This window comes from Streptomyces sp. NPDC006372, from assembly GCF_040612515.1.
GTDB lineage: Bacteria > Actinomycetota > Actinomycetes > Streptomycetales > Streptomycetaceae > Streptomyces.
Genome location: NZ_JBEXQJ010000015.1, coordinates 118378 through 138650, shown reverse-complemented (window position 1 = coordinate 138650; position 20273 = coordinate 118378). Strand labels below are relative to the sequence as shown.

Annotated in this window: 21 protein-coding genes and 1 pseudogene; 14 read left to right on the top strand and 8 right to left on the bottom strand. The window is 69.6% G+C overall.

Annotated elements, in window-relative coordinates; genetic code table 11:
• Positions 1-91 precede the first annotated feature (91 nt).
• From ABZ016_RS22795 to ABZ016_RS22780, 4 genes are read right to left on the bottom strand one after another with little or no spacing between them, the layout of a single operon-like run.
• Positions 92-1540: an amidase family protein gene (locus ABZ016_RS22795; protein ID WP_356918476.1), complete on the bottom strand. Its 1449-nt coding sequence runs from the start codon at positions 1538-1540 to the stop codon at positions 92-94.
• The gene (locus tag ABZ016_RS22790; RefSeq protein WP_356918475.1) at positions 1537-2745 is read right to left on the bottom strand and encodes an MAB_1171c family putative transporter; all 1209 of its coding nucleotides are present in this window, start codon (positions 2743-2745) and stop codon (positions 1537-1539) included. Before ABZ016_RS22790 ends, ABZ016_RS22795 begins: the two co-directional genes overlap by 4 nt.
• Positions 2742-3254 (bottom strand): hypothetical protein, encoded by a 513-nt coding sequence (locus ABZ016_RS22785; RefSeq protein ID WP_306688730.1) that lies wholly within the window; start codon positions 3252-3254, stop codon positions 2742-2744. Before ABZ016_RS22785 ends, ABZ016_RS22790 begins: the two co-directional genes overlap by 4 nt.
• A gap of 34 nt (positions 3255-3288) precedes the next feature.
• On the bottom strand, positions 3289-3720 hold the full coding sequence (locus ABZ016_RS22780; RefSeq protein WP_355720378.1) for a helix-turn-helix domain-containing protein: 432 nt from the start codon (positions 3718-3720) through the stop codon (positions 3289-3291).
• Between the two features lie 745 nt (positions 3721-4465).
• Between ABZ016_RS22780 and ABZ016_RS22775 the strand changes: the two genes are divergently transcribed.
• The 10 genes from ABZ016_RS22775 (at position 4466) to ABZ016_RS22730 (ending at position 13193) form a co-directional block, all read left to right on the top strand.
• Positions 4466-4612, top strand: a complete 147-nt coding sequence (locus ABZ016_RS22775; protein ID WP_210964443.1) for a hypothetical protein — start codon at positions 4466-4468, stop codon at positions 4610-4612.
• Positions 4609-5505, top strand: coding sequence for a helix-turn-helix domain-containing protein (locus tag ABZ016_RS22770; protein WP_356918474.1), 897 nt, complete (start codon positions 4609-4611; stop codon positions 5503-5505). Before ABZ016_RS22775 ends, ABZ016_RS22770 begins: the two co-directional genes overlap by 4 nt.
• 2 nt (positions 5506-5507) lie before the next feature.
• On the top strand, positions 5508-6224 hold the full coding sequence (locus ABZ016_RS22765; protein WP_356918473.1) for a hypothetical protein: 717 nt from the start codon (positions 5508-5510) through the stop codon (positions 6222-6224).
• A gap of 160 nt (positions 6225-6384) precedes the next feature.
• On the top strand, positions 6385-7026 hold the full coding sequence (locus tag ABZ016_RS22760; protein ID WP_356918472.1) for a WhiB family transcriptional regulator: 642 nt from the start codon (positions 6385-6387) through the stop codon (positions 7024-7026).
• Positions 7023-8663, top strand: a complete 1641-nt coding sequence (locus tag ABZ016_RS22755; RefSeq protein WP_356918471.1) for a hypothetical protein — start codon at positions 7023-7025, stop codon at positions 8661-8663. The genes ABZ016_RS22760 and ABZ016_RS22755 overlap by 4 nt, the downstream gene beginning before the upstream one ends.
• Positions 8660-8851: a hypothetical protein gene (locus tag ABZ016_RS22750; protein ID WP_030422103.1), complete on the top strand. Its 192-nt coding sequence runs from the start codon at positions 8660-8662 to the stop codon at positions 8849-8851. The genes ABZ016_RS22755 and ABZ016_RS22750 overlap by 4 nt, the downstream gene beginning before the upstream one ends.
• 319 nt (positions 8852-9170) lie before the next feature.
• Entirely contained in the window at positions 9171-9797 is a 627-nt protein-coding gene (locus ABZ016_RS22745; protein ID WP_356918470.1) for a hypothetical protein, read from the top strand.
• A complete protein-coding gene (locus ABZ016_RS22740) occupies positions 9794-11536 on the top strand; it encodes a relaxase/mobilization nuclease domain-containing protein (protein WP_356918468.1) in 1743 nt (580 codons plus the stop codon). The genes ABZ016_RS22745 and ABZ016_RS22740 overlap by 4 nt, the downstream gene beginning before the upstream one ends.
• Before the next feature lie 441 nt (positions 11537-11977).
• Entirely contained in the window at positions 11978-12421 is a 444-nt protein-coding gene (locus ABZ016_RS22735) for a hypothetical protein (RefSeq protein WP_031102860.1), read from the top strand.
• Between the two features lie 79 nt (positions 12422-12500).
• The gene (locus tag ABZ016_RS22730; RefSeq protein ID WP_356918466.1) at positions 12501-13193 is read left to right on the top strand and encodes a hypothetical protein; all 693 of its coding nucleotides are present in this window, start codon (positions 12501-12503) and stop codon (positions 13191-13193) included.
• A 553-nt stretch (positions 13194-13746) separates the two neighbouring features.
• On the opposite strand, the gene ABZ016_RS22725 is transcribed toward ABZ016_RS22730, so the two are convergent.
• The 3 genes from ABZ016_RS22725 to ABZ016_RS22715 form a co-directional block, all read right to left on the bottom strand.
• On the bottom strand, positions 13747-14568 hold the full coding sequence (locus ABZ016_RS22725; RefSeq protein ID WP_356918465.1) for a DUF317 domain-containing protein: 822 nt from the start codon (positions 14566-14568) through the stop codon (positions 13747-13749).
• Between the two features lie 15 nt (positions 14569-14583).
• On the bottom strand, positions 14584-14874 hold the full coding sequence (locus ABZ016_RS22720) for a hypothetical protein (protein WP_356918464.1): 291 nt from the start codon (positions 14872-14874) through the stop codon (positions 14584-14586).
• A gap of 105 nt (positions 14875-14979) precedes the next feature.
• Positions 14980-15333 (bottom strand): DUF317 domain-containing protein, encoded by a 354-nt coding sequence (locus tag ABZ016_RS22715; protein ID WP_356918463.1) that lies wholly within the window; start codon positions 15331-15333, stop codon positions 14980-14982.
• A 284-nt stretch (positions 15334-15617) separates the two neighbouring features.
• Between ABZ016_RS22715 and ABZ016_RS22710 the strand changes: the two genes are divergently transcribed.
• Positions 15618-16331 (top strand): hypothetical protein, encoded by a 714-nt coding sequence (locus ABZ016_RS22710; RefSeq protein WP_356918462.1) that lies wholly within the window; start codon positions 15618-15620, stop codon positions 16329-16331.
• Positions 16332-17212: 881 nt separating this feature from the next.
• Here the strand turns inward: ABZ016_RS22710 and ABZ016_RS22705 are convergent.
• The gene (locus ABZ016_RS22705) at positions 17213-17548 is read right to left on the bottom strand and encodes a hypothetical protein (protein ID WP_356918461.1); all 336 of its coding nucleotides are present in this window, start codon (positions 17546-17548) and stop codon (positions 17213-17215) included.
• A 943-nt stretch (positions 17549-18491) separates the two neighbouring features.
• On the opposite strand from ABZ016_RS22705, the gene ABZ016_RS22700 reads away from it, so the two are divergent.
• From ABZ016_RS22700 to ABZ016_RS22690, 3 genes and pseudogenes are all read left to right on the top strand, one after another.
• On the top strand, positions 18492-18662 hold the full coding sequence (locus ABZ016_RS22700) for a hypothetical protein (protein WP_356918460.1): 171 nt from the start codon (positions 18492-18494) through the stop codon (positions 18660-18662).
• 238 nt (positions 18663-18900) lie between these two features.
• Entirely contained in the window at positions 18901-19944 is a 1044-nt protein-coding gene (locus ABZ016_RS22695; RefSeq protein WP_356918503.1) for a YihY/virulence factor BrkB family protein, read from the top strand.
• A 106-nt stretch (positions 19945-20050) separates the two neighbouring features.
• Positions 20051-20175: pseudogene (locus tag ABZ016_RS22690) on the top strand (phage holin family protein); the annotation flags it as partial.
• Positions 20176-20273: the final 98 nt, after the last annotated feature.

Here is a 20273-nt window from a genome sequence, read left to right as displayed (position 1 = left end):
GTCACGCCTGAAGCCTTGGACGACTTCTTCGCTCGGTTCGAACCGCCTACCGCCGATGAAGACGCAGTCACTTACAACGGTGACGTAGAGGTCATCCGCTCCGTTGTGCGATGACGCCCTCGGCCGTCCCTCCGAGCAGGAGCGCGAGGTGCTCGGCCATCACGAGCAGGGTCCGGTCCGAATAGGCCGGTCCTACGAGCTGCACACCGATCGGGAGGCCGTCGGCGCCGTGCGCAACAGGCATGACCAGGCTGGGCAGGCCGATGTGGCTGGTGAGGTTGGCCCAGCCGGTCTGGTCGAAGTAGCTCCGTTCGACGCCGTCGACCGTGAGAGAACGGCTCCCGGCTGGGATCGCCGCGGTGGGAGCGGCGGGCGTAATGAGGACGTCGTACTGACCGTCGGTGAAGAACCGGTGCCACGTCTGCTGGAGCCGGAGGCGCTCCTCGTTGGCGCGGAGCCAGGCGCGGTGTGTCTGCGTGCGGTGGCGGAGGATGGCGGCCCGTGGGCTCGCGTCGTCCGTGTGCAGGTCACGGGCGGCGGCGAGTTCGGCCGCGCCGGCGGCATCGTCGGTGGCGGCCGTCGTGGTGGCGTGGAGGAGCTGCTCGAAGAGGCGGAGGGATTCGGCGAAGCGGACCGACCCCGCAGTGCGGTGGACACTGGCGCCGGCGGAGGCGAGTGTCCCTTCGAGGGCGGCGACAGCGTCGGCGATGTTGCGGTCGACGGGGCAGCTCGCGTCGTCGGCCCACACCGCCACGCGGAGCTGGCCGATCGGGCGCTGCGCCGTGGGCAGCGTGACGCTCCAGGGGTTGTTCTCGTCGGGTGACGGTGTCGTCAGTGCGGCGAGGAGCAGGTCGAGGTCGCGGGGGTGGCGGGCCAGGGGGCCGGGGGTGACCATGTCGCTGCTGGTGATCCATCCCGGCGGGCGGGGGATGTGGCCGCGGGCTGGGATGAGTCCGTGGGTGGGGCGCAGGCCGTAGACGCCGCAGTAGTGGGCGGGGAGCCGCAGGGAGCCGGCGAGGTCGCTGCCGAGGTCGGCGGGGGTCAGGTGTGCGGCGACTGCTGCGGCGGGGCCTCCGGAGGAGCCGCCGGTGGTGTGCTTGGGGTCGTGCGGGTTGAGCGTGGGGCCGAACAGGGCGTTGTCGGTGTGCAGGTCCTGGCAGTACGCCGGAGTGTTGGTCTTGCCCATGATGACGGCACCTTGGTGGCGGAGCCGGGCGACCGCGTCGGCGTCGCGGGCGGGCACGTGGTCGGCGAGGTCTTCGGCGCCGCTGGTGGTGCGCAGGCCGGCCGTCTCGAAGCTGTCCTTGATCGTGAGGGGAAGGCCGTCAAGGATGCCAGTGCTCTCGTTGCGAGCGCGGCGTTCGTCGGCCGCGTGCGCGGCGGCTCGGGCCGCGCCATCGTCGCGGGTGACGACGGCGTTGATCTGGCTGGCGTCTATCTGGGCGAGGTGCAGGTCCAGCAGTTCGCGGCTTGAGATCTCGCCGCGGTCCAGTGCCTGGAGCTGGACGTGGGCGGGCTGGTGGGTGAGGTCGTTCGTCATGCGAAGACTCGCTCAAGGTGGGGGGCTCGTGCGGGCTGGCGGGGCAGGTGGCGCGCGACATCGAGGAGAGCGTCGATGTCGTCCATGGGCCCGCTGGTCTGGCGTTCGGAGTCGGCGAATTCGGTGAGCTGGTCGGGCGCCGGCCGGGTGCCTTCGGCCCGGGCGGCGATTCCGGCGAGGATTTGGTCGGCCGTGACAGCGGCGGACAGCTCCTGGCCGTGGAGTCCTCGGGCCCGGTGGTGGGCTTCGCTGGCCTCGCGGACGGCGGCGTCGAGGTACTGGCGGATCACGAACCGGCCGTCCCGGATCTCGACGGCTCGGCGGTAGAGCCGGATCGAGATGCGACGGAAGCGGCGCCGCTGGGCCGGGTCGACCCTGTCGATCGGCAGCTCGATCTCGGGTGCCTCCCTGTAGAAGGCCAGCCATAGGCGGCGCAGGCCGTAGTAGCTGCGGTACTGCTTGATCCGGTACCGGACGCTCTGGGCCTGGTCGCTGATGGTGGGCACGAGCCAGCCGATCAGCGTGAGCATGGCGCCGACATCGCCGCAGGTCCAGGCAAAGCCCTCCCATTCCGCGAGGGAGGTGTCGAAGGCGCCGGCGACCACGTTGCCGATGCGGACGGCGCTGTATCCGAGGGTGACGGTCGCGCCGAGGGCGACGATGAGCAGGCCGACACGGACGGACCCGCGAGTGCTGCGGCGGGCCAGGCGCCAGCAGGCGCGGGCGAGGAAGACTTCGCCGATGGTGTAGGCCGTGACGTACAGGGTGAGGTACGCGGCGTACCAGTCGTCGTGCGCGTAGTAGAGCGTGAAGTCGATCGGGTGCGGCGCGTTGGGCGTCAGCAGGGCGAACAGCACCAGCAGCCCGGCGATCACCGCGAAGCCGGCCCAGAGCCAGCGGCGACTGCGCCGGCGGGCTACCTCGGGCGGGGATCCCCAGTAGGTGAGGACCACCTGTTGGCAGGCCAGGAGCGCGACCACGCAGCCCTGCGCGAGGGGCACGGAGATGTTGACGGTGCCGAGCACGCGGTCGAGGTAGTTCCACATCGGCGTGATGGAGAACAGGAACGAGAGCCCTGACAGCAGGAAGACAGCGGCCAGCGCGGCGGAGGCGGGGTCGCGGCGCCGCGTGGGCACGTCCCGCAGGAGGCAGAGGAAGCCGAGCGTCGCGACGACGAGGCTGATCGGGTGGAGCAGGTCCTTCACGGCCGGGCCTCCCGTCGGCGCAGCAGCGTGTGCGTGACCCGATCCTGCACTTCGTCCCCGGAGGACTCGTCGCTGCGCAACCACCGGTCGATGATCCGGCGCTGGAGCAGCGATGCCAGGAGTTCGGTGTCTCGCTCCTCGTCCTCGTCGTACTTGGTGCGCCCCAACATCATCTGCACGGTGGCCGGGTCCACGCTGGTGATGAAGGCCGGAGCCAGCGCGGAGACCGGTCGGTTCTCGTGGTGGCCGAGCAGTAGGTGGCTGAACTCGTGGGCGATGATGTGGTCCTGGTGCAGGACGCTGGTCCACGGGTCGTAGAAAACGTGGACGGCACTCTCTGTAACGGCACATGCCCCGCACACCGAGGGCGCCTGCTCCCGGGGCTCTAGGACCACCGTCCGTCCCGTGCGGCGAGAGACCTCGTCGCTGAGGTCGCGGATATTGGTGACGTGCGGGAGCTTCAGCTCGGCCAAGAGGTCAGGCCGGCGCAGCCTACGTGCAGACCACATTGCTTTCCTTGATCATTTACTGAACTGCGGCCGTTTACGCGCCAGTTGAGGGCGGCAACCCCTCGGATTTTCGTACGCTCTCAACGATCCCCAGGACGGCATCCTTTCCATCTGCAGAGACGTCGGACAGGCGAAGAAGAACGTTCTTGATCTTCGCGTCGCGAAGCAGCGCGAGCAACTCAAGTTCCTGCACGGTCTTTTCGGCGACAGCATCGTCGAACCAATAGGCGGGATCCACACCGAAGAACCCTGCGAGCGCTTCGAGATGACGCTTCGTCGGGTTATCGCGCCGCCCGGTCCGCAAGAGCCAAAGGTACTGCCCCGACAGCTTGCCCAGCCCTCGCTTCTCCATCAGTTCGGCCACTTCAGCGTTGCTGTAAGGGCCGCGATCGGGCGGGTGCACAGTGTCGAACAGGCGGTTTAGGCGATCCATGAGCCCCCTGGGGCTCACCTGACCTTCGGTCACTCTTCCATGATCCTTTCCAGGGCGGGCTTCCTCGCAACTTCAGCCACCCTACCCCGCCATAAACACCAGTTTGACGCGCCGATCACACGTATGGAAAGTTCTTCCCCACCAGCACGTTTCCGTGTGGCGCGTACCGCCTGTTTCAGGTCGACCTGTCCGTTTCTGCCGACAGGAGTACGCCGGGCGACGTGGCGCAAGCCACATTCGCCAGCGACATAAGTCACGTCTGGCAGGCCGTATTTGATCTTCGATCGGAAAGCGCGGAGGCGACCGTGGAAACACCTCATCCACATCGCATTTCCGCTGCGGGGAATACCAGACTCCCGCTCCAATTCGGACACAATGGAACGCTCTCGGCGTACGGGGCAACCGCGGCAACGGTGCGCTTCGACGCGAGGACGGACCCCGCCAGGCCCTGTGCGGACGGCTGCGGCACACGACCGTTCGGCGACTCTCTGCAACCAGTACAGAGTTTAAGAACCAAGTCTGGATCTTGACACCGGTCCGTGCGTATGTTCGTCGTCCCCGGGCAGCCCGCCTGCGGCGACGAACGTGAGGAGACCGCGAGCACGGACCGGACCGCGAAGGTCCGCAAACAGCGACGGCGCCCGAGAGCGGTAACTCACGGACGCCGAACGCTAAGCGGCATACCCGCCCCGGCAAGGGCGGAGATTGCCCACCATCACCACGCTGAGTCCTTCCGAGGGGCGCGTCAGCGTGGCAACACTGCAAAGGGAAGTATCGCATGCCTCCTGCCCTGCGCAAAAGGCCCTTCCGCCTGGCCTGCGCGGCAGCCACCACCGCCTCGGCGCCTCAGCGCCCCGAGCCGGACCGCACGACCCTGGCCCCGGCGAGCAGCCGGACCCGCCCGCTCGTCTGGAGCGGCCGATGAGCAGCGAAGCCCGCGAGTGGGTGTGGGAGCACAGCTCCAGCCGAGGGGCCGCGCGCCTGGTCCTGCTGTCGATCGCCGACCGGGTGGCCGACGAGCAGTGCATCTCCTGGGCCTCGCTGTCCAGCCTGGCCAAGCGCACACGCGCCTCGGTCTCCACGGTGCGCGAAGCCGTCGAGCGCCTGCTCCTGTCCGGCGAGCTGGAACAGCTCCATGACCTCGTAGGCCCGCAGCGCAGCACGGTCTACCGCATGCCTCTCGCCGCCGAAGTGGTCGCCCAGGCCCAGCGCGAGCAGCAGGAGCAGGAAGACAGCGACACAGCAGCAGACGAGCCCGCGGGCCCCGCGAAGCTTCGGCTCTCGGCTCTGCGGCGGTACGGAATCCGCCCGCGTGAGGTGCCGGAATCCCTCGCGAGGGTCCGGAATCCGGCAGTACCGGAAACCGGCAGGTCGAGGCGGAAACCGGCACAGCGACGTACCGGCCACCGTCACAGCGATGTACCGGCTACCGGCACACAGAACCGTAGTGAACCTGATTTGAACCGGAGGTACAGCAGTAGTGGTGCTGCCGTCCTCCCGGCTGCCGAGTGGCAGGTCGACTCCGCCACCCACACCTGGGCCCGCCAGCAGGGACACCTCGATCGCCTCGGCGAGCAGGGCCTGCGGGCCGCCGACGCGAAGTGGCGTGCGCACCGGGCGGGCCATGCTCCGAGGGCGGCGGAAGCCTGGGCTGCCGACTGGCGCTCCTGGGTCGCCCGGGAGCACGCTCCCAGCCGACCGAACCTCTACGCCGTGCCCGGCAAGAACACCGCCGTACCGGGGGGCATGACGCGGACTGAGGCGCACACCGCCGCCCTGCTTGCCGCCCTCGACGAGCCGACCGGAACGGAGGGCTGACCGTGGACCGCCGCGAAATCGCAGCCCTGCTGGCCTACATCGGCCGACTCGACCCCCGCACCATCCGCACCGACCAAGGCGAGGCCCGCGACCAGCTCGCCCAGTGGCACGAGCTGCTCGGCGACGTGCCGATGGCCACCCCGCACGGCTGGGACGTCCGCGTCGCCGCCCGCCAGCACATCCGCACCTCGCCGTACCAGATCCTGCCCGCGGACCTGGCCCGTCCCTGGGAGAGCTACCGGCGCGACCGCCTGGCGAGGCACTCCGACCCGACACCGTCCGTCGACCCGGACGACCAGGCCGCCTGGACCGCCGAGCTGGTCGACACCCGCCGCGCCGTCGCCGCCGGTACCGCGCAGCCCGCGCAGGCCCGGGCGATCACCAGCGGTCGCGACGGAGTCGACCCGAAGCTGGAGGCGCGGTTGCGGGAGATCGGCTCCTGCATACCGCCCGCCGCCCGAGCAGCCCTCGCGCCCTATCGGCCCGCCCGCGCAGTCCGTGAGGCCGCTGTCGCGCAGGGGCTGCCCGATGCCCTGAGCGTGCGGTGCGAGTGGTGCCTGGCCCAGCCCGGCGAGCCGTGCCGCCGCCGGAGGATCGGCCCCGATGGCGGAGCCCGCGGAACCGCCCCGCGCGCCACTCCGCACCCCGGCCGTCTCGACCTCGACGCCGCCGAGCAGGCACAGCGCACCGAGCAGGCCCAGCAGCCCGCCTTGGCCTGATCCGGCGCCTCCGGCGCGTGCATTCCGTCCGCTGCACCGCCGCAACATCACCGTCCCGCACCGGCTGCGTCGCACGCCCTACGCCGCAGCTGGCACCCGACGCCGCACCCGCCGAGCACCGCCCTAGCCGGCCGGCGCGGCAGCACATCGGAGACTCGCCTTGCGCCACATCACCACCCACGACGCGCCGGCCACCGGCCTGCGCGGCATCGGAGACACCAGCTGGCACGTCCGCGGAGCGTGCCACGGCATGGACGTCGAGGACGCCGACGCCGTGTTCTTCCCCGGGCCCCGGGATCACGAGGAGATCGCGGAGGCGAAGGAGCTGTGCGGTTGGTGCCCCGTACGCCGCGAGTGCCTGGACTTCGCTCTGGAGAACGTCCTCAAGGAGGGCGTCTGGGGCGGGCTCACCGAAGCCGAGCGGCGCCCGCTGCACGACGGACTGCACCGGCGCCTGGACTACCGGCGCGTGGCGGCCTTCTTCCAGGGACGCGACGTGCACCTGACCGAGGCCGAGCGGCAGGTTGTCATCGACCACGCCTACGTCCGGGGCTGGCGGCCCGACCGGCTTGCCGCCGCCCTGCAGATCAGCCACAAGCACGCCCGCGACCTGCTCCGGCAAGCGGCCAACAAGGTCCTCGACCGCGACCGCAATTACGGCGTGCCCCGCTCCAAGAAGGAGCGGAAGAAGACCTCCAAGGCCAAGGGCACCCCCGGGCCCGCAGCTCCCGGCACTCAGCAGCCGGCAGGCCGCCCGGCAACGTCGACCCCGGCGCACGCCCCTCTCGGAAAGGCAGCATGACCCACCCCGTCTTCGCCTTCGGTGCTACTTCGGACCTCCCTCTCCTCCTCGCCGCCGTCGTGCCCGCCGCCCTTGCGCTCGTGCTAACCGCCTGGACTATCCGGCGCCGGGGAACCCGCGCGCAGAAACGTCTCGGCGGCCCGGCGGTCAAGGTCGCCGCCGTCGCTGCCCTGGGCTGCACCGCCTACAGCGCCGACACCTCGTGGCGGTTCGCGGCCGACTACCTCGACATGGCCGGCACCGCCGAGCGCGCCGGCATGTTCGCAGCCGCCGAACTCGCACTGTTCGCCACCGCGCTGATGGCACGGCAGAACCTCGCCGTCCAGGGCGCCCCCGGCCTGCCGGGCACGCTGGTCTGGGTGATCACGACTGTGCAGGTGATCCCCGCCTACGCAGAGAGCGGCCCCATCGGCGGCACGGTCCGCGCCTTCGTCGGACCGGTCATGGCGGCGATGCTGTGGCACCTGGCCATGGGCATCGAACTGCGCCTGCGCACACCCGGCGCCGCCTCGAACGGACTGATCGCCGTCCTGGGCCGGGAGGCACGCGAGCGGCTGCTGTCCCGCCTGGGCATCGCCGCGCGAGACCGCGACGCTGCGCAGATCACCCGGGACCGAGCCACCGCCCGTGCGGTCACCCTCGCCGCCCGCCTCGCCGAGCGCACACCCGAGCAGCAGCGGAACCGTCGAGGCCGGCGGCTGACGCGACGCCTGTCGAAGGCGGTCGGCAGGGCCTCGGTCGGCACCGACCCTCTCCAGCGGGCACAGCTGCTCGACCAGCTCGCCGCCCGGCGACACGCGCTCGCGCTCGCCACGGTCCCGCTCCCTTCTCCCTGGTCCCCTGCGCACAGCAGCACATCGGCGGCCACGGTGCCCGCACAGCCGACATCGAATGTGCCGGTCCCCGTCCCCGGTCCCGACGGTTCCGACGAGCCGGTCCCGGACCGAGGACCGAGGACTCCTCGGGGACCTGTCCCCGAGGAGGCGGACCCGGAAGTCAAGGTCGGCGCGGGGACCGAGGGCGACGAAACTGGAACGACCGCGGGAACCAAGCCCCCGGAAGACGGCGCGGTCCCGGGGACCGAACCCGCCGATCCAGAAGCCGTAGCGCGGGACACAGCGGCCACGAGGACCGACCTCAACAAGCGAGAAGTAGCAGCTCAGGACCCAGATTCTCATCGGGGACCGAGCCTCGCGAAGTCGGGGACCGAGAGCACCGAGGACCGAGGACCGACCGCCACCGAGTCCGGGACCGAGACCACCCAGGACCGAGGACCGACCGCCACCCAGTCCGGGACCGAGACCACCCAGGACCGAGGACACAAGGTCCCACTCCGCCGGAAGCCGGCCAGGAAGTCCCGGACGAAGAACATGGACAAGCGTGCCCGGTCCCGCTCTCCGCAGGCGGAGCGCCCGGCACGCGAGCTGGGCGAGTCCGAGCGCCAGCTTGTCCACGAAGTGCGCCCCTATGTTCCCGCCCTGCTCGAACGGGACGGCAACGGAGCGATCACCCGGGTGCAGCTGCGCGAAATCATCCGCCGCCAGGGCCTGACGGGTGTCGGTAACGACCGACTCGGCCTCGTCCTCCAGGAGCTGCGGAACGAGGACATCACGACAACGAGGAGCACCGCTCGATGAAGACCTGCCACCAGTTCAACACCGTCCGCGCGGAGTACGAGCGAGAGATCGGGTTCATGCTCGCTCACTCCGAGCGGCACGCAGGCAGGCCGGCGGCGAAGTCCAGCGCGAAGCAAGCTGCCTCGGCGAAACAGCGGATGGCTCGCGCGCTCAACAGCCACGTCGGGCGCTGCCCCGAGTGCGGCTGAACCGGCAAAACCCCAGTTCAAAGCCCGTACCCGCAAACGTGGCCCGGCTCCGTGCCGGGCCACCGCCCCGCTTTAGGAGGTACGCCGTAATTCCGCGTCCCCCTCGTTCTTCCGAGCCCACCGTCGCCGAGGCCGATGCCTGGGCGGACGTCCTGGTCCGCCAGCAACTCCTACACGCCGTCGTCCTCACACCGACCGGGCAATGGCTCCTCCAGGACCGCCCCGACGGGCCGGTCCGCGTCCTTGCCAGCCCAGCCGATGTCCTCGCGCTGGCCGCAACCATCCAGCAGCGCACCCGCTCTACGAGGCCCGAATCCCGATGACGAACGCACGCAAGAACGGCACCACCCCAGAACCTGATCCCGACTCCAACTCGGTCTCGCGGCGAGCAAGTTGGGGCGGAAGCGTAGCTTCCGCCGAACCCGCCCCCTCGGGGGCGGGAGACGACCTGCACCGGGGGGCGCAGGTCCTTGAGGCTTCGACCGGGGGCGGATCGAAGCCAGGGCAGGAGGAGAAGCAGACTGAGCCGCGTGTACGCCGACAGCGCGCTCCTCGCGCCCGCCAGCGTCCGCGCCAGTCGCCCGAGAAGAAACGCCTCCACCAGCCCAACACACGTTTCAACGATGAAGAGTTCGCCCTGATCAAGTCCGCCGCCGCCCAGTGCAATCTGTCCGTCGCCGGGTTCCTCGCCCGTTCCTCGCTCGCCGCCGCACGCGACCTCAACCGCACCAGCGCCGAGATCGCCGACGAGCGCGAAGTCATCACAGCCCTGTTCGACAGCCGACGTCGGCTCGGCTGGGCCGGCAGCAACCTCAACCAGGCAGTCAAGGCGCTCAACTCCGGTGCAGACGTTCCTCAGCTCGAAGCGGCCGTCGCCGCCGTACGGCGTGCCGCCGACGCCGCCCACGAAGCCGCCACACGGCTGATCGAGCACCACGGCTCATGATCCCCAGCGTCAACCCGTCCGGGTCGGATACCAGAGGTCTCCTCTGCTACCTCTACGAGACCGGCAAGTACGAGGATCACACCGACCCCCATCTCGTCGCCTCCTTCGACGGCATGTCCCCCGACCCCGGCCGCGACCCGAGCGCCACCCTCACAGACCTCCAGCAGCTCCTGGACCAGCCCGTGATGGCCCTCGCCAAGCACGCCCGCCCGGCCAAGCACGTGTGGCACACCTCCGTACGCGCCGACCCCGGCGACCGGATCCTGTCCGACGAGGAGTGGGCCGACATCGCCCGCCGCATCGTCGCCGCCACCGGCATCGACCCCGGCGACGGACAGCCCGGCTGCCGCTGGGCAGCCGTACGCCACGCCGATGACCACATCCACATCGTCGCCACCCTCGTCACCGAGGACGGCCACCGCCCCGACGACTTCCGCTCCGGCGCCCGCGCCCAGGCAGAAGCCCGGCTCATCGAGAAGGAACTCGGCCTCCACCAGGTCGCACCCGGCGACGGCACCGCAGCCCAACGGCCCACCAGCGCCGAACGCCACAAAGCCGAGCGGCAGGGTCGCGAGCGCACCGCCCGCGAGGAACTGCGCGAAACCGTACGACGGGCGGTGGCCGGCGCGAGGAGCGACGAGGAGTTCTTCGACCGGCTCGCCGCCGCCGGCCTCCTGATCCGCAAGCGCGCCGCTCCCTCTGGCGACCTCCTCGGATACAAGGTCGCCCTGCCCGATGACCTGAACAAGGACGGCGAGCCGGTGTTCTACCCCGGCGCACGCCTGGCCCCCGACCTGTCGCTGCCCCGCATCCGCGAGCGCTGGGCCGGCGACGCGCAGGACGTTCCGGCTGCCCGGCGGGAGGGTGCGATCCGTACGGGGCCGGGCAGTCCGGCCGCCGCACGCCGCGGGACGGCCTCGGCCGTGTGGCAGGCCGTGCTCGTCGTCGAGCACGGCGAGGACGCGGTCGCCGCCGCCCACATCGCAGCGGCCGGCGAGGTCCTGGATGCCCTCGCGAAGACCTCCGCCGCCCACACTCGCCGCGAACTGCGCGACGCTGCAACGGCTTTCGAACGGGCCTCGCGCTCTCACGTCCGCGCCGTGCGCGGGCACGATCGAGCCCTGCGGCAGGCCGCCCGCGACCTCGTCCAAGGCGGCCCGGCCCTCGGCCGCGGCGAGGACGGAGCCACCACGGCCATGGCCATCGACATGCTGTTCTTCCTCATCACCGCCGCCGCGCACTGGCACGCCAGGAAGGGGCACGCCCAGCAGGCCGAGGCCGCTACCCGGGCCGCCGCGCACCTGCGCACCGCCTACCAGGCCGCCGCCGCCCAGCCCCTAGGCGTGCTCTACCAGCACGGCCGACGCCTGAGCCGACCGATGCTCCAGCGGCAGACCGCGCTGCTGCGCGAGGCGCTGCCGGAGCTGGCCGAGCAGATCCTCGCCGAACCCGGCTGGTACGCCCTGGCGGCGACCATCGCGGAAGCCGAAGCCGCCGGCCACGACACGGCCGTCCTTCTGTCCGACGTTGCCGGCCGCCGCGAACTCGGCACCGCGGACTCCGTCAGCGACGTGCTCGTGTGGCGGATGCGGCGGACCGCCGATCTGCCCGCCGACGCCTCCCACCTGCCGGAGACCAGCGCCGCAGGGCGCCAGTCCGCAACGCGCGGGACGACCACCAGGCCCTCCGCGCCCGGCAGGCAGCTCAGCGGAGAGGACACATCACGTAAGACCCTGTGAGCCCGCCGGGTGCCTGCACGCGGACTCAGTTCATCAACGAGAGAAGGGACAGCGCCACCGCTTCGCCCGCCATCCAGAGCATGGTCGTGCGCCACATCGAACCTCGGTGGCGACCAGGTCCGATGTGGGGGCTGTCGGCATCCGTGCAGCCGCAGGACGGACGGGCGTGGCGCAGGTGGGGCGAGTCGAGCCAGTAGGCGTCGCGAAGTTGAGCGGTCGAGGGAGACGATGGCGTGTGATCGGGCACACCCCGGCATGGCCACCCCGGCACATGGAGGCACGCATCGTGGCCAACTCGTCATCTGGGCAGCCGAGAAGCCGAATACCTCTGCTGACCTGGCCGGAGGTGACTGTGGACATTGTGAATTGAAACCGCCGGGGGCGTCGGGCACGATCATGAAACGCGCAGGACGAGGTGCTGAGGTAGAGGAGGACGCCAAGGTGTTTCACCGGATACGCCGCAGGGCCGAGGAGCCGAGCGAAGCTCAGAGACAGTTCGCCGAGCTGTACGTGCAGCTGCAGGGCCAGGTCCCGCCCGGCTTCGGAGTGCCGGCACCTGAGCCGGAGTCCGCCGAGCCGGCCGCCATCGTGGACGACTTCCTCCCGCCGGAACTGCGGGTGCCGAGCCACGACCAGGTCGAAGGCAAGATGATGCCGTGGAAGCAACCCCTCGTCCTCGACGGCGAGATGGCCGCCTGCACCGAGTGCGGCGCATACCGGGACTGGCTCATCCTCTCCACCCGCGGTGAGATCTGGCTGCGCTGCAGGGCCGGACACCAGCAGCAGGAGACCCGCATCGACACCGCCTGGTACAACCGGCACTCCGGGCCGGCGGACGCGACGCACGCCACGTTCGAGGACTGCCTGCGCCACCTCGGGCACTGACCACCGCTCCTACGACCCCACCGGGCCCGCGGGCCCGCACTGACCACCCGTCGCCTAGCACCAAGGGGTCAGTTCCGTCATGCGCGTTCGCGTCGCCACCACCGTACTCGGCATCACCGCCGCCCTCCTCGCCGTGCCCGCCTGCTCCACCGACACCACCGGGTCCAAGCACCAGACCCCCTCCTCCCGCACCGGAAAGCCGGCCGACGCCGTCCAGAAGCCGGCCGCGCTCTCCTCGGCCGCGCTCGAGTCCCGCCTGCTCGACCCGCGCGACCTCGGCAGCGGCTACCTTCCCAAGCCGGAGCGTCCGGCCCAGCACGACGACGTCACCGTCATCGGCTGCCCCGCCCTGAGCGAGCTGGGCGGCGATGCGGCGACTGGCGGCACGCTCGCCTTCCCGCACAAGGCGAAGGCGGACTTCACCTACGGCGGCAGCTCCTCGGAGATCTCCGAGGAGCTGTACAGCGATAGCGTGAAGAAGCTCTCCGACGGCATCCACCGGATCTTCGACGCCATGACCGGCTGCCCGACCTATCAGGTCGTCGCAGGCGGCACCCCGGTCGACGTGACCTCGCAGAAGCTGCCCGCACCCCACGCCAGCGGTGACGAGCAGTGGAGCCAGCTCCTGACGTTCATCGCCGGGGGACGGAGCACCGTGGTCAAGCAGACCGCGATCCGCGACGGCAACCTGCTGCTGGTCATCTCCGGCTCCCCGGCCCTCGTCGACCGCCACCTCGACAAGGCCCTCGACAAGGCCACGGCAACGAGCTGACCTGCGTGCGCGTCACGCTGCTGCCTCCGACCACCGCAGGTCGGGGGCAGCAGTGCGTTACTGGCTGACGCGTTGAGCGGCGCGAGCGGCTTGGCCTGGTACCCAGGCTCGGACCTGGCCGGGCTGGAAGCAGAGCACGTTCGGGTTGTGACTGTGCGGCCCGTAGCCGCTGCAGGCGTTCACGAGCAGGTACGCGCCTGCGGGAACGTGACAGTTCCAGAACCAGGCGTCCTGCTGCCGCCCGGTGTCGCACCAGGTCACGACAGCTTTGGAGCCACGGCGGCCGTGCTGGTAGACCCGCGTCACATGGAGGAGTTGCCCCTGCCCGGAGCTTCAGTGCTGCTGAAATGCCTGCCACTGCGGCGACGATGAGAGCGATGACCGTAACGGCGCCGGGGCTGGGGTGCATCGCCGCCTCCTACATCGTTCCATCAACGGGCGGCAATCTTCCTGGGCGTCGAAGACCGGGTTACTTCACCCGAGAAGCAAGAAAGTCCGGCCCCCCAACTGGGAGGGTGCCGGACTGCGATCGTCGAGAGTTGCGCGCGGGACGTTAGAGGGCCGGCGCGCGCAGGAGGCGCTCCTGGGTGGCCTCGGGCAGTACCCGCCGCAGGACCGGTGCGGTCGAGCTGAGGGAGGCGGCGAAGGCGGCGACGAGATCGTGCGGGACGCTGGCGGCGAACGATGCCGCCCACAGACACGGTGCGCCGAGCGCGGGCTCGGCCCACGCCTGCCATCCGGCCGGTCCCGTCTCGTCGTCCTCGGCGGACAGGGCCCGCGGGTCGGCGTCCTGAATGAGGGGCGGGACCTCGCCGAGGCTGATGTGCGAGGTCAACGTCGGGTCCGTCGCCGCCGCCTCGGGTTGGTCGATGTCGCGGAACCATCCGTGGGCGGCGACAGCGTCAAGGACCAGCTCGGATCCGGCGAGCGGCACGGCAGGCTGGTCGCTAGCGTCGAGCGCGATGAGGAAGTCGACCACCGCCTCGCCGGGGACGTCACGGGTGAAGTAGGCCGACCACTGGGCGAGCGGGCTGCTCGCCTCGGCTCGGGCGGAAATCTGCCAGGCGATCGGCAGCTCGCCCAGGTGGAACGGCTCGTCCGCCAGGCCCCACTGGGCCCAGCGCAAGGCGTCGGGGCTGATGTGCAGGACGGTGCTGCGCAGGACCTGGCGGTCCTCCGGCGCCTCGTCCGGCTCGTGCCGTCCGCGGACGATCGTCAGGCTCGTCCAACCCAGGCCGGCAAGCGCGTCGGCGACGACGTCGTAGAGGCGCCCATCGTCACCGGCCAGGTGCCGGGGGCCGACCCAAAACGCGGGCTGTCCGCCACGCGGGGCGGACGAGTCGGGCAGGAAGTCGGGGTACAGGGACGCCTCCAAGGGCTCGGTGCGGGTCTAGTTGCCGCCGGCGCGGCGGCGAGGGCGGCGCGGGGGGGCCTGGACGGGGCCCTGCCACGTCAGGGCGATGGCGACCTCCGGCGGAAGGTGGCCGAGCTGTGCGGCCGGGTCCGGTCCTTCGGCGAGGTAGACGACGGTCTGGCCGGTCTCGTCGACCGACTGCAGGACCTGCGCCAAGCGGTGCGCCATCGGGGCGAAGGGGTTCATGGCCTGGCGGACCGGAGCACTCCGGTCGCAGCCGGACAACAGGTCGATGAGATCGCCGACGGTCATCTCCGGGGACGTCACAGACAGCCTCCTGGGGTTCGGGGGAAACGGGGGGCAGTGGAACGGGCCGGCCTTCGGTACGGCCAGCGCTCACAGGGCGGTCACTACGTGTCGGTGTCCGCGCTGTCAGAGGCGGCGTGAGGTCTCCAGCACACTCGCTACGGTGGCGGCGACGATGTCGGCCGGCGTCTCGGTGTCAAACGACAGTTGGTAGCCGCGGACTTTGGCGGTTCCGGTTACAGCGATCTTCCATCCCTCGCTATCCGTGCCGGGGCGGCCGAGCGGAAACCAGCCGAGGTAGAACCGGCCGTCCTTGGAGCTGACGTGCACGTCCGCGCGATCATCGACGATCAGGTGGAAGTCCTCGGCGGAGAACTGGTCCATGACCAGGGTCGGCTGACCGGGGCCGAGCTGCCACTCCCGCGGTCGCAGGGCTTCGACGGTGGTGGAGAAACCGGGGCCCGCAGGGGCTACGGTCACGGGCAATCACCTCTCTGACCTGGGGTTTCTTGCAAGGTCGTCTACGTTGACATGCCCTCGCGCCCGTTGGCCAGTCTTTCCGCGATCTTTCCTGTCTGCCCCCGGCGAACTGTCCGTTGACATCGAACTGTGGGATCTCAGGCCCCGTGGCCGAATTTCACGAACCGTGGCCGCTCAGTGGCCAGTTGGCTGCGACTGGTGGGCTACCCCGTCGCATTCGCAGCCGCCAGTCGGCGTGGCCGGGTTCCCCTTTGGCGTGATCTTCGGCGTGAAACAATGCCGGGATGGATGAGGGGGCAGCTGCCGTACTCGCGGCGCTGATCGCGGTGGCAGGCGTGGCGCTTGGCCTGTTTGGGGCCCGCTGGCAGGCACGCGGCATGCAGGAGCAGGCGAACGCAGCCATCGAAGCGGTCAAGACTCAGGGACTAGACCAAAATGCACAGTGGCGTCGGACCGTAAGGCGCGACGTCTGGGTCGCATATCTCGGCGCCGTGGATGAGTTCAGGCTGGCTGCCGGAGAGGTAGCAGGACATCTCGCTGACGAAGATTTGCCGGAGGCCGAGCTGGGACTCGAAGCGGCTCATTCTCGGTCTGTGGGCGCAACCGACGCATATCGCAAGATCGAGCTCGAAGGACCTGAGCAGATCGTCTTTAAGGGCTACGCCTTGCAGGGCGCCATGGTCCAGACGATCTTCGAGCTGGAGCAGGCACTCACCGCCGCACGAGCGATGGGAGTACTCGAAGAAGCCGGGCAGCGTGAGCAGCGCGAAGTTTCCTCCGATCAGCATCGGCCGATCGCGGCGGTTCTCAGTTCTCTACGCGAGCTGCGGGGAATGGAATCCGACGACCCGGGCAGCACGGAGTACGGACAGCGCCTCGGCCTCCAGATCCTCGCCTTGGACTTGCTATCTGCCTCTGACACCACGGCCCTCGTTTTCACGTACGCACACCAGCTGTCGCTAAGCGAGGCTGTGGAGCGCTACCCCCACGGGCGGTGACAGCGTTTCCACGAAGTGCGAACAGACTTCGTTCAAGCGGCTCGCTCGCATCTCGATGGCAGCACTTGAGCCTGGCCGCCGGTCAGGGAGCGGGTAGATCGTCGCTCAGGCGAGCGCCGGTCCGAGGATTCCGACACGACCCTGAGACTGGCGGGCCGGGACACGGCGGGAGACTCGGGCGAAACCGCAGGGCACGATGCGCTGCATCACACGAGCTGCGAGATCCTACACGAACCCAGTCGTTTTGCTGTCGAACCGAGTCGCGCCGCATCCGGCGTGCCCAGAACCACGAAACGAAGGAGGGCCGACGGCAAGCCATCGGCCCTCCGGTCAGCTACCCCACAGCACAGCAAGCCCCGCAGATCATCAGCTGCCGAGAGTCCCCATGCACGTCATGCACCGGCTCGTCGCCCGCAGCTGCGCGTTCCCCCCAGTGGCAACGGCTGGACTGCCTTCGCTGATAGGGTCCCAATCTCCGGGGGACGGATCGAGAATCCAACCCCACTTCGGGGGCCGCACCTCGTCTTCTGTCATGTGATCGCAGGCGCCCGGAACGTGTGCCTTACCACTCTGTTTGATCAGGATGGCGTTGCCGGGGAACCGCCGCCACTCCTGCCGAACACGTCCTGTCTCCGGGTACGCCTTGGGCACACTGCCGTCAGGAGGGCAGGGGCACCCCAGGCCGATGATGTTGTCGCATCGCTCGCAGCGCACCTCTCTCATGTGAACAACTCTCCTATCTGAGAGTGCGCAGCTCACGCGCGTCGGCATGGCCTCGGTGTCCTTGCAGGGACACCGAGGGATCAACCGTGTTACGGGTCTTCATTGGATTACCGCCTCGGGACGAGTGCTGTCCCGTCTCGAATGATCTGACTTCCGCCTCAAGTGGTCTGGCCCGATTCGATTGCGGTCTCAGGTGACCTGGTCCGCTGTCCGTCCGTTCCACGACCGCATTCGGGCCAGGCTGAGGGGTCAGCTACGGCGTGGTCGTGCCACCAGGGAGCGGACATGGACAGGCCCACCACGGTCCACACGGCGTCGCCGACTCCGTCGATGGCTTCCTTGGTGGCCCGCTCTTCGGTGGTCAGGACGTTGAGTTCCACCCGGAGGTCATAGGGCAGGTAGTCGAGGCCCAGGCGGCGGCCGACGTAGTCCATGACGGAACTGGCCTGCTTGACCTCTGCGTCGTTGGTGAGGCCGGCGGGCTCGAAGCGCATTCCGATGTAGTCGGTGACGAACGCCCTGAGCGGAACCCCATGCGAGCGTGGAGCCCTGCTTGGCCATACGGATCAGCACTTCGGCGGGGGCCCCGTCCTCGGTGCATGCGACGGTCAGGTACCCCTTGCCCTCGCCGACCGTGAACGACCGGGTCGTCGACTGCATGCGCCGCAGAGGACGCTGCCGGGCCGGCTCGACAGCGTCCTCCCCGCTGCGCGGTCGCCTCGTGCTGTCACCGAACCGTTCGGCCAGCAGCACCTGGTCGACCAGCTGACTGCATCGGACTGGCTCACCGAAGCCACCCTCACCGACACCCAGCTCACCGGGCAGCTGAGTGAACGCCTCCTTCCGCTCACCTGCCCCTTTCCCTAACCCGCCCGGTCAAGGCCGGAGCCCCCCAGATTGTGGGTGAACCCCTCAGTGGCTCCCGCTCCATGGACGGACCCGCGGCCGCGGTGCTCGACCGCGCCCCGGGATAAGGGGATGCCTCTGCGTGCCGTGCGCCGAGAGCGACTGCAGGTTGCTGTTCAGCTCCCGCAGGACGTCCTGGAGGGAAAACGGCCCAAAACCACATCGCGCAGTGGGCTCGCCGCTGTCACCGACTGGTGCTGCGTCATCCATGCAGGGAGCGTACGAGAGCGGGGATGCGGTGGCTGTTGAACACGCGCAGTGGACCCGCTACCACGTGGACGATCGCGGTCTGGGTGGCGGCAGCGCCCCACCGGCCAATTGGTCAGGGCATCATCCCTGGGCCAAGCCGACGTGGACGGCGTACGCGGCACTGTGGGGGCAATGGCCCGCGGCTACCTCCATTCCGCGGGCCTCGTCGTGGGGACGCTGTTACTCAGGGAGCGGCATGCCCGGTCGGGCAGGATGCGGCGTACCAGGCAGTGTGCAAATCTGGCGAAAAGGGTCTGAACGGGTGGTGTGAGGAGGAGCGGTATGGACGCCGAGAGGATGAGGCAACGGGCCAGGGAGATGGCCGGCAAACTACGGCAGAGGCACCCGGCTGAGCAGCAGAGCAAGGGGCGGCACAAGGCCGGAACTCATCGTGGCGGGCTCCTGGAGACCCAGATGAAGAAGCTGCAGGAGCGCCGTCACCGGAGCCGGTGACTCGGCAGGCAGTCGCAGGCTGGGGGGCGGGAGCTGGGCCGCTTGCAGTGACGAGAGGCGCCGCGGACTTTCCCTTTCGACCAGCGGTCCGAAGTGGTCGGGCATCTGTGGCTCGAGTCGTCATGCCTGTGACCGACCAGTGTGGGGTGCTCCAACGGTGATAGCCGCAGGGGGCTGTGGTGGACGGATGATGGTCCCGGCGCTGCCTAGAGCGGAGTCCTGCGGATACCCGAGTGTCATGGCACGGACAGTAGATGCGGACGGAAACAAGGGATCTGAGCCGGAGCCGGACGGCCATGACGCGGCCGTTGGGCCGGACGAGGAGGTGGAGGAGCGGGCTCCGGACGCGCCGACCGAGCTTCCGAAGCGATCCTGGTGGGCGGTGCTGAAGGGAACGCTGAAGGAGTTCAAGGACGACGAGCTCGCAGACCGGGCGGCTGCCCTGACCTATTACGGGGTGCTGTCCCTGTTCCCGGCGTTGCTGGTGTTGGTGTCGCTGCTGGGTATCTCGGGGCAGTCGGCGACACAGCAGGTGATGGACAACATCAACAAGCTGGCGCCGGGTTCGGCGCGCACCATCATCAGCAATGCCGTGAAGCAGTTGCAGGGCAACGGCGGTGTCGGTTCCATCATGGCGGTCGTGGGTCTGGCGCTCGCCGTGTGGTCGGCCTCGGGCTATGTCGCCGCCTTCATCCGTACCTCCAACGCCGTGTACGACATGCCGGAGGGGCGCCCGGTGTGGAAGGTGTTGCCGGTCCGGCTGGGTGTGACGGTGGCGCTGCTGGTCCTGGCGGTGATCAGCGCCCTGATCGTTGTGTTCACCGGCGCCCTGGCGCGTCAGGTGGGCACCGCGCTGGGCCTGGGGAACGCGGCGCTGACAGCATGGTCGATCGCGAAATGGCCAGTCCTGGTGGTCTTGGTCACGATCATGATCGCAATCCTGTTCTGGGCGACGCCCAACGTGAAGGGGCGCGGCTTCAAGTGGGTCACACCGGGCAGTTTTCTTGCCCTGCTGGTGTGGATGGTCGCCTCCGCCGGCTTCGCGTTCTACGTCTCCAACTTCGCCTCATACAACAAGACGTACGGCACTCTGGCGGGAGTGATCGTCTTCCTGGTGTGGCTGTGGATCAGCAACATCGCGATCCTGCTCGGCCTGGAATTCGACGCCGAGATGGCCCGCCAGCGTGCGGTCGCCGGTGGTCTGCCGGAGACGCAGGAGCCGTACGTCCCGCCCCGTGACACCCGTAAGTGGACGCAGGAGGACCGACGCCGTCTCGCCTGAGGCAACGCGCCGCCCAAAGGTCGGGCCCCACGCTGTGCGCGTGTGCATGTTCGCCGTGCGTGCTCGGGGGGCATTGCGCCTGACCGAGTAGCGTGCTTCGCAGCACCTGACCGAGCTGGTGTGCGGGAGATGCGGCTGGCGCAGGCCGAGATGAAGGAAAAGGGCAAGCGATACGGCAAGGGCGGCGGGCTGTTCGCCGGCAGCGTTGTGGGCGCGCTCACCCTGCAGGCTCTGCCGGTGTGGCACGCGGCCGTGCTCCGCCGCACTCGGTCTGGTGGGTGGCGCGCCGACGCTGGACAGTACCGCGCACCGCACCGTCGGCACGGCGG

What these genes read in the sequence shown, in the direction of transcription:
- ABZ016_RS22795 (WP_356918476.1), bottom strand. Translation starts at nt 1,540, where the DNA reads ATGACGAACGACCTCACCCACCAGCCCGCCCACGTCCAGCTCCAGGCA.
- ABZ016_RS22785 (WP_306688730.1), bottom strand. Translation starts at nt 3,254, where the DNA reads ATGTGGTCTGCACGTAGGCTGCGCCGGCCTGACCTCTTGGCCGAGCTG.
- ABZ016_RS22775 (WP_210964443.1), top strand. Translation starts at nt 4,466, where the DNA reads ATGCCTCCTGCCCTGCGCAAAAGGCCCTTCCGCCTGGCCTGCGCGGCA.
- ABZ016_RS22770 (WP_356918474.1), top strand. Translation starts at nt 4,609, where the DNA reads ATGAGCAGCGAAGCCCGCGAGTGGGTGTGGGAGCACAGCTCCAGCCGA.
- ABZ016_RS22755 (WP_356918471.1), top strand. Translation starts at nt 7,023, where the DNA reads ATGACCCACCCCGTCTTCGCCTTCGGTGCTACTTCGGACCTCCCTCTC.
- ABZ016_RS22750 (WP_030422103.1), top strand. Translation starts at nt 8,660, where the DNA reads ATGAAGACCTGCCACCAGTTCAACACCGTCCGCGCGGAGTACGAGCGA.
- ABZ016_RS22745 (WP_356918470.1), top strand. Translation starts at nt 9,171, where the DNA reads ATGACGAACGCACGCAAGAACGGCACCACCCCAGAACCTGATCCCGAC.
- ABZ016_RS22740 (WP_356918468.1), top strand. Translation starts at nt 9,794, where the DNA reads ATGATCCCCAGCGTCAACCCGTCCGGGTCGGATACCAGAGGTCTCCTC.
- ABZ016_RS22730 (WP_356918466.1), top strand. Translation starts at nt 12,501, where the DNA reads ATGCGCGTTCGCGTCGCCACCACCGTACTCGGCATCACCGCCGCCCTC.
- ABZ016_RS22710 (WP_356918462.1), top strand. Translation starts at nt 15,618, where the DNA reads ATGGATGAGGGGGCAGCTGCCGTACTCGCGGCGCTGATCGCGGTGGCA.
- ABZ016_RS22705 (WP_356918461.1), bottom strand. Translation starts at nt 17,548, where the DNA reads ATGCGCTTCGAGCCCGCCGGCCTCACCAACGACGCAGAGGTCAAGCAG.
- ABZ016_RS22700 (WP_356918460.1), top strand. Translation starts at nt 18,492, where the DNA reads ATGGACGCCGAGAGGATGAGGCAACGGGCCAGGGAGATGGCCGGCAAA.
- ABZ016_RS22695 (WP_356918503.1), top strand. Translation starts at nt 18,901, where the DNA reads ATGGCACGGACAGTAGATGCGGACGGAAACAAGGGATCTGAGCCGGAG.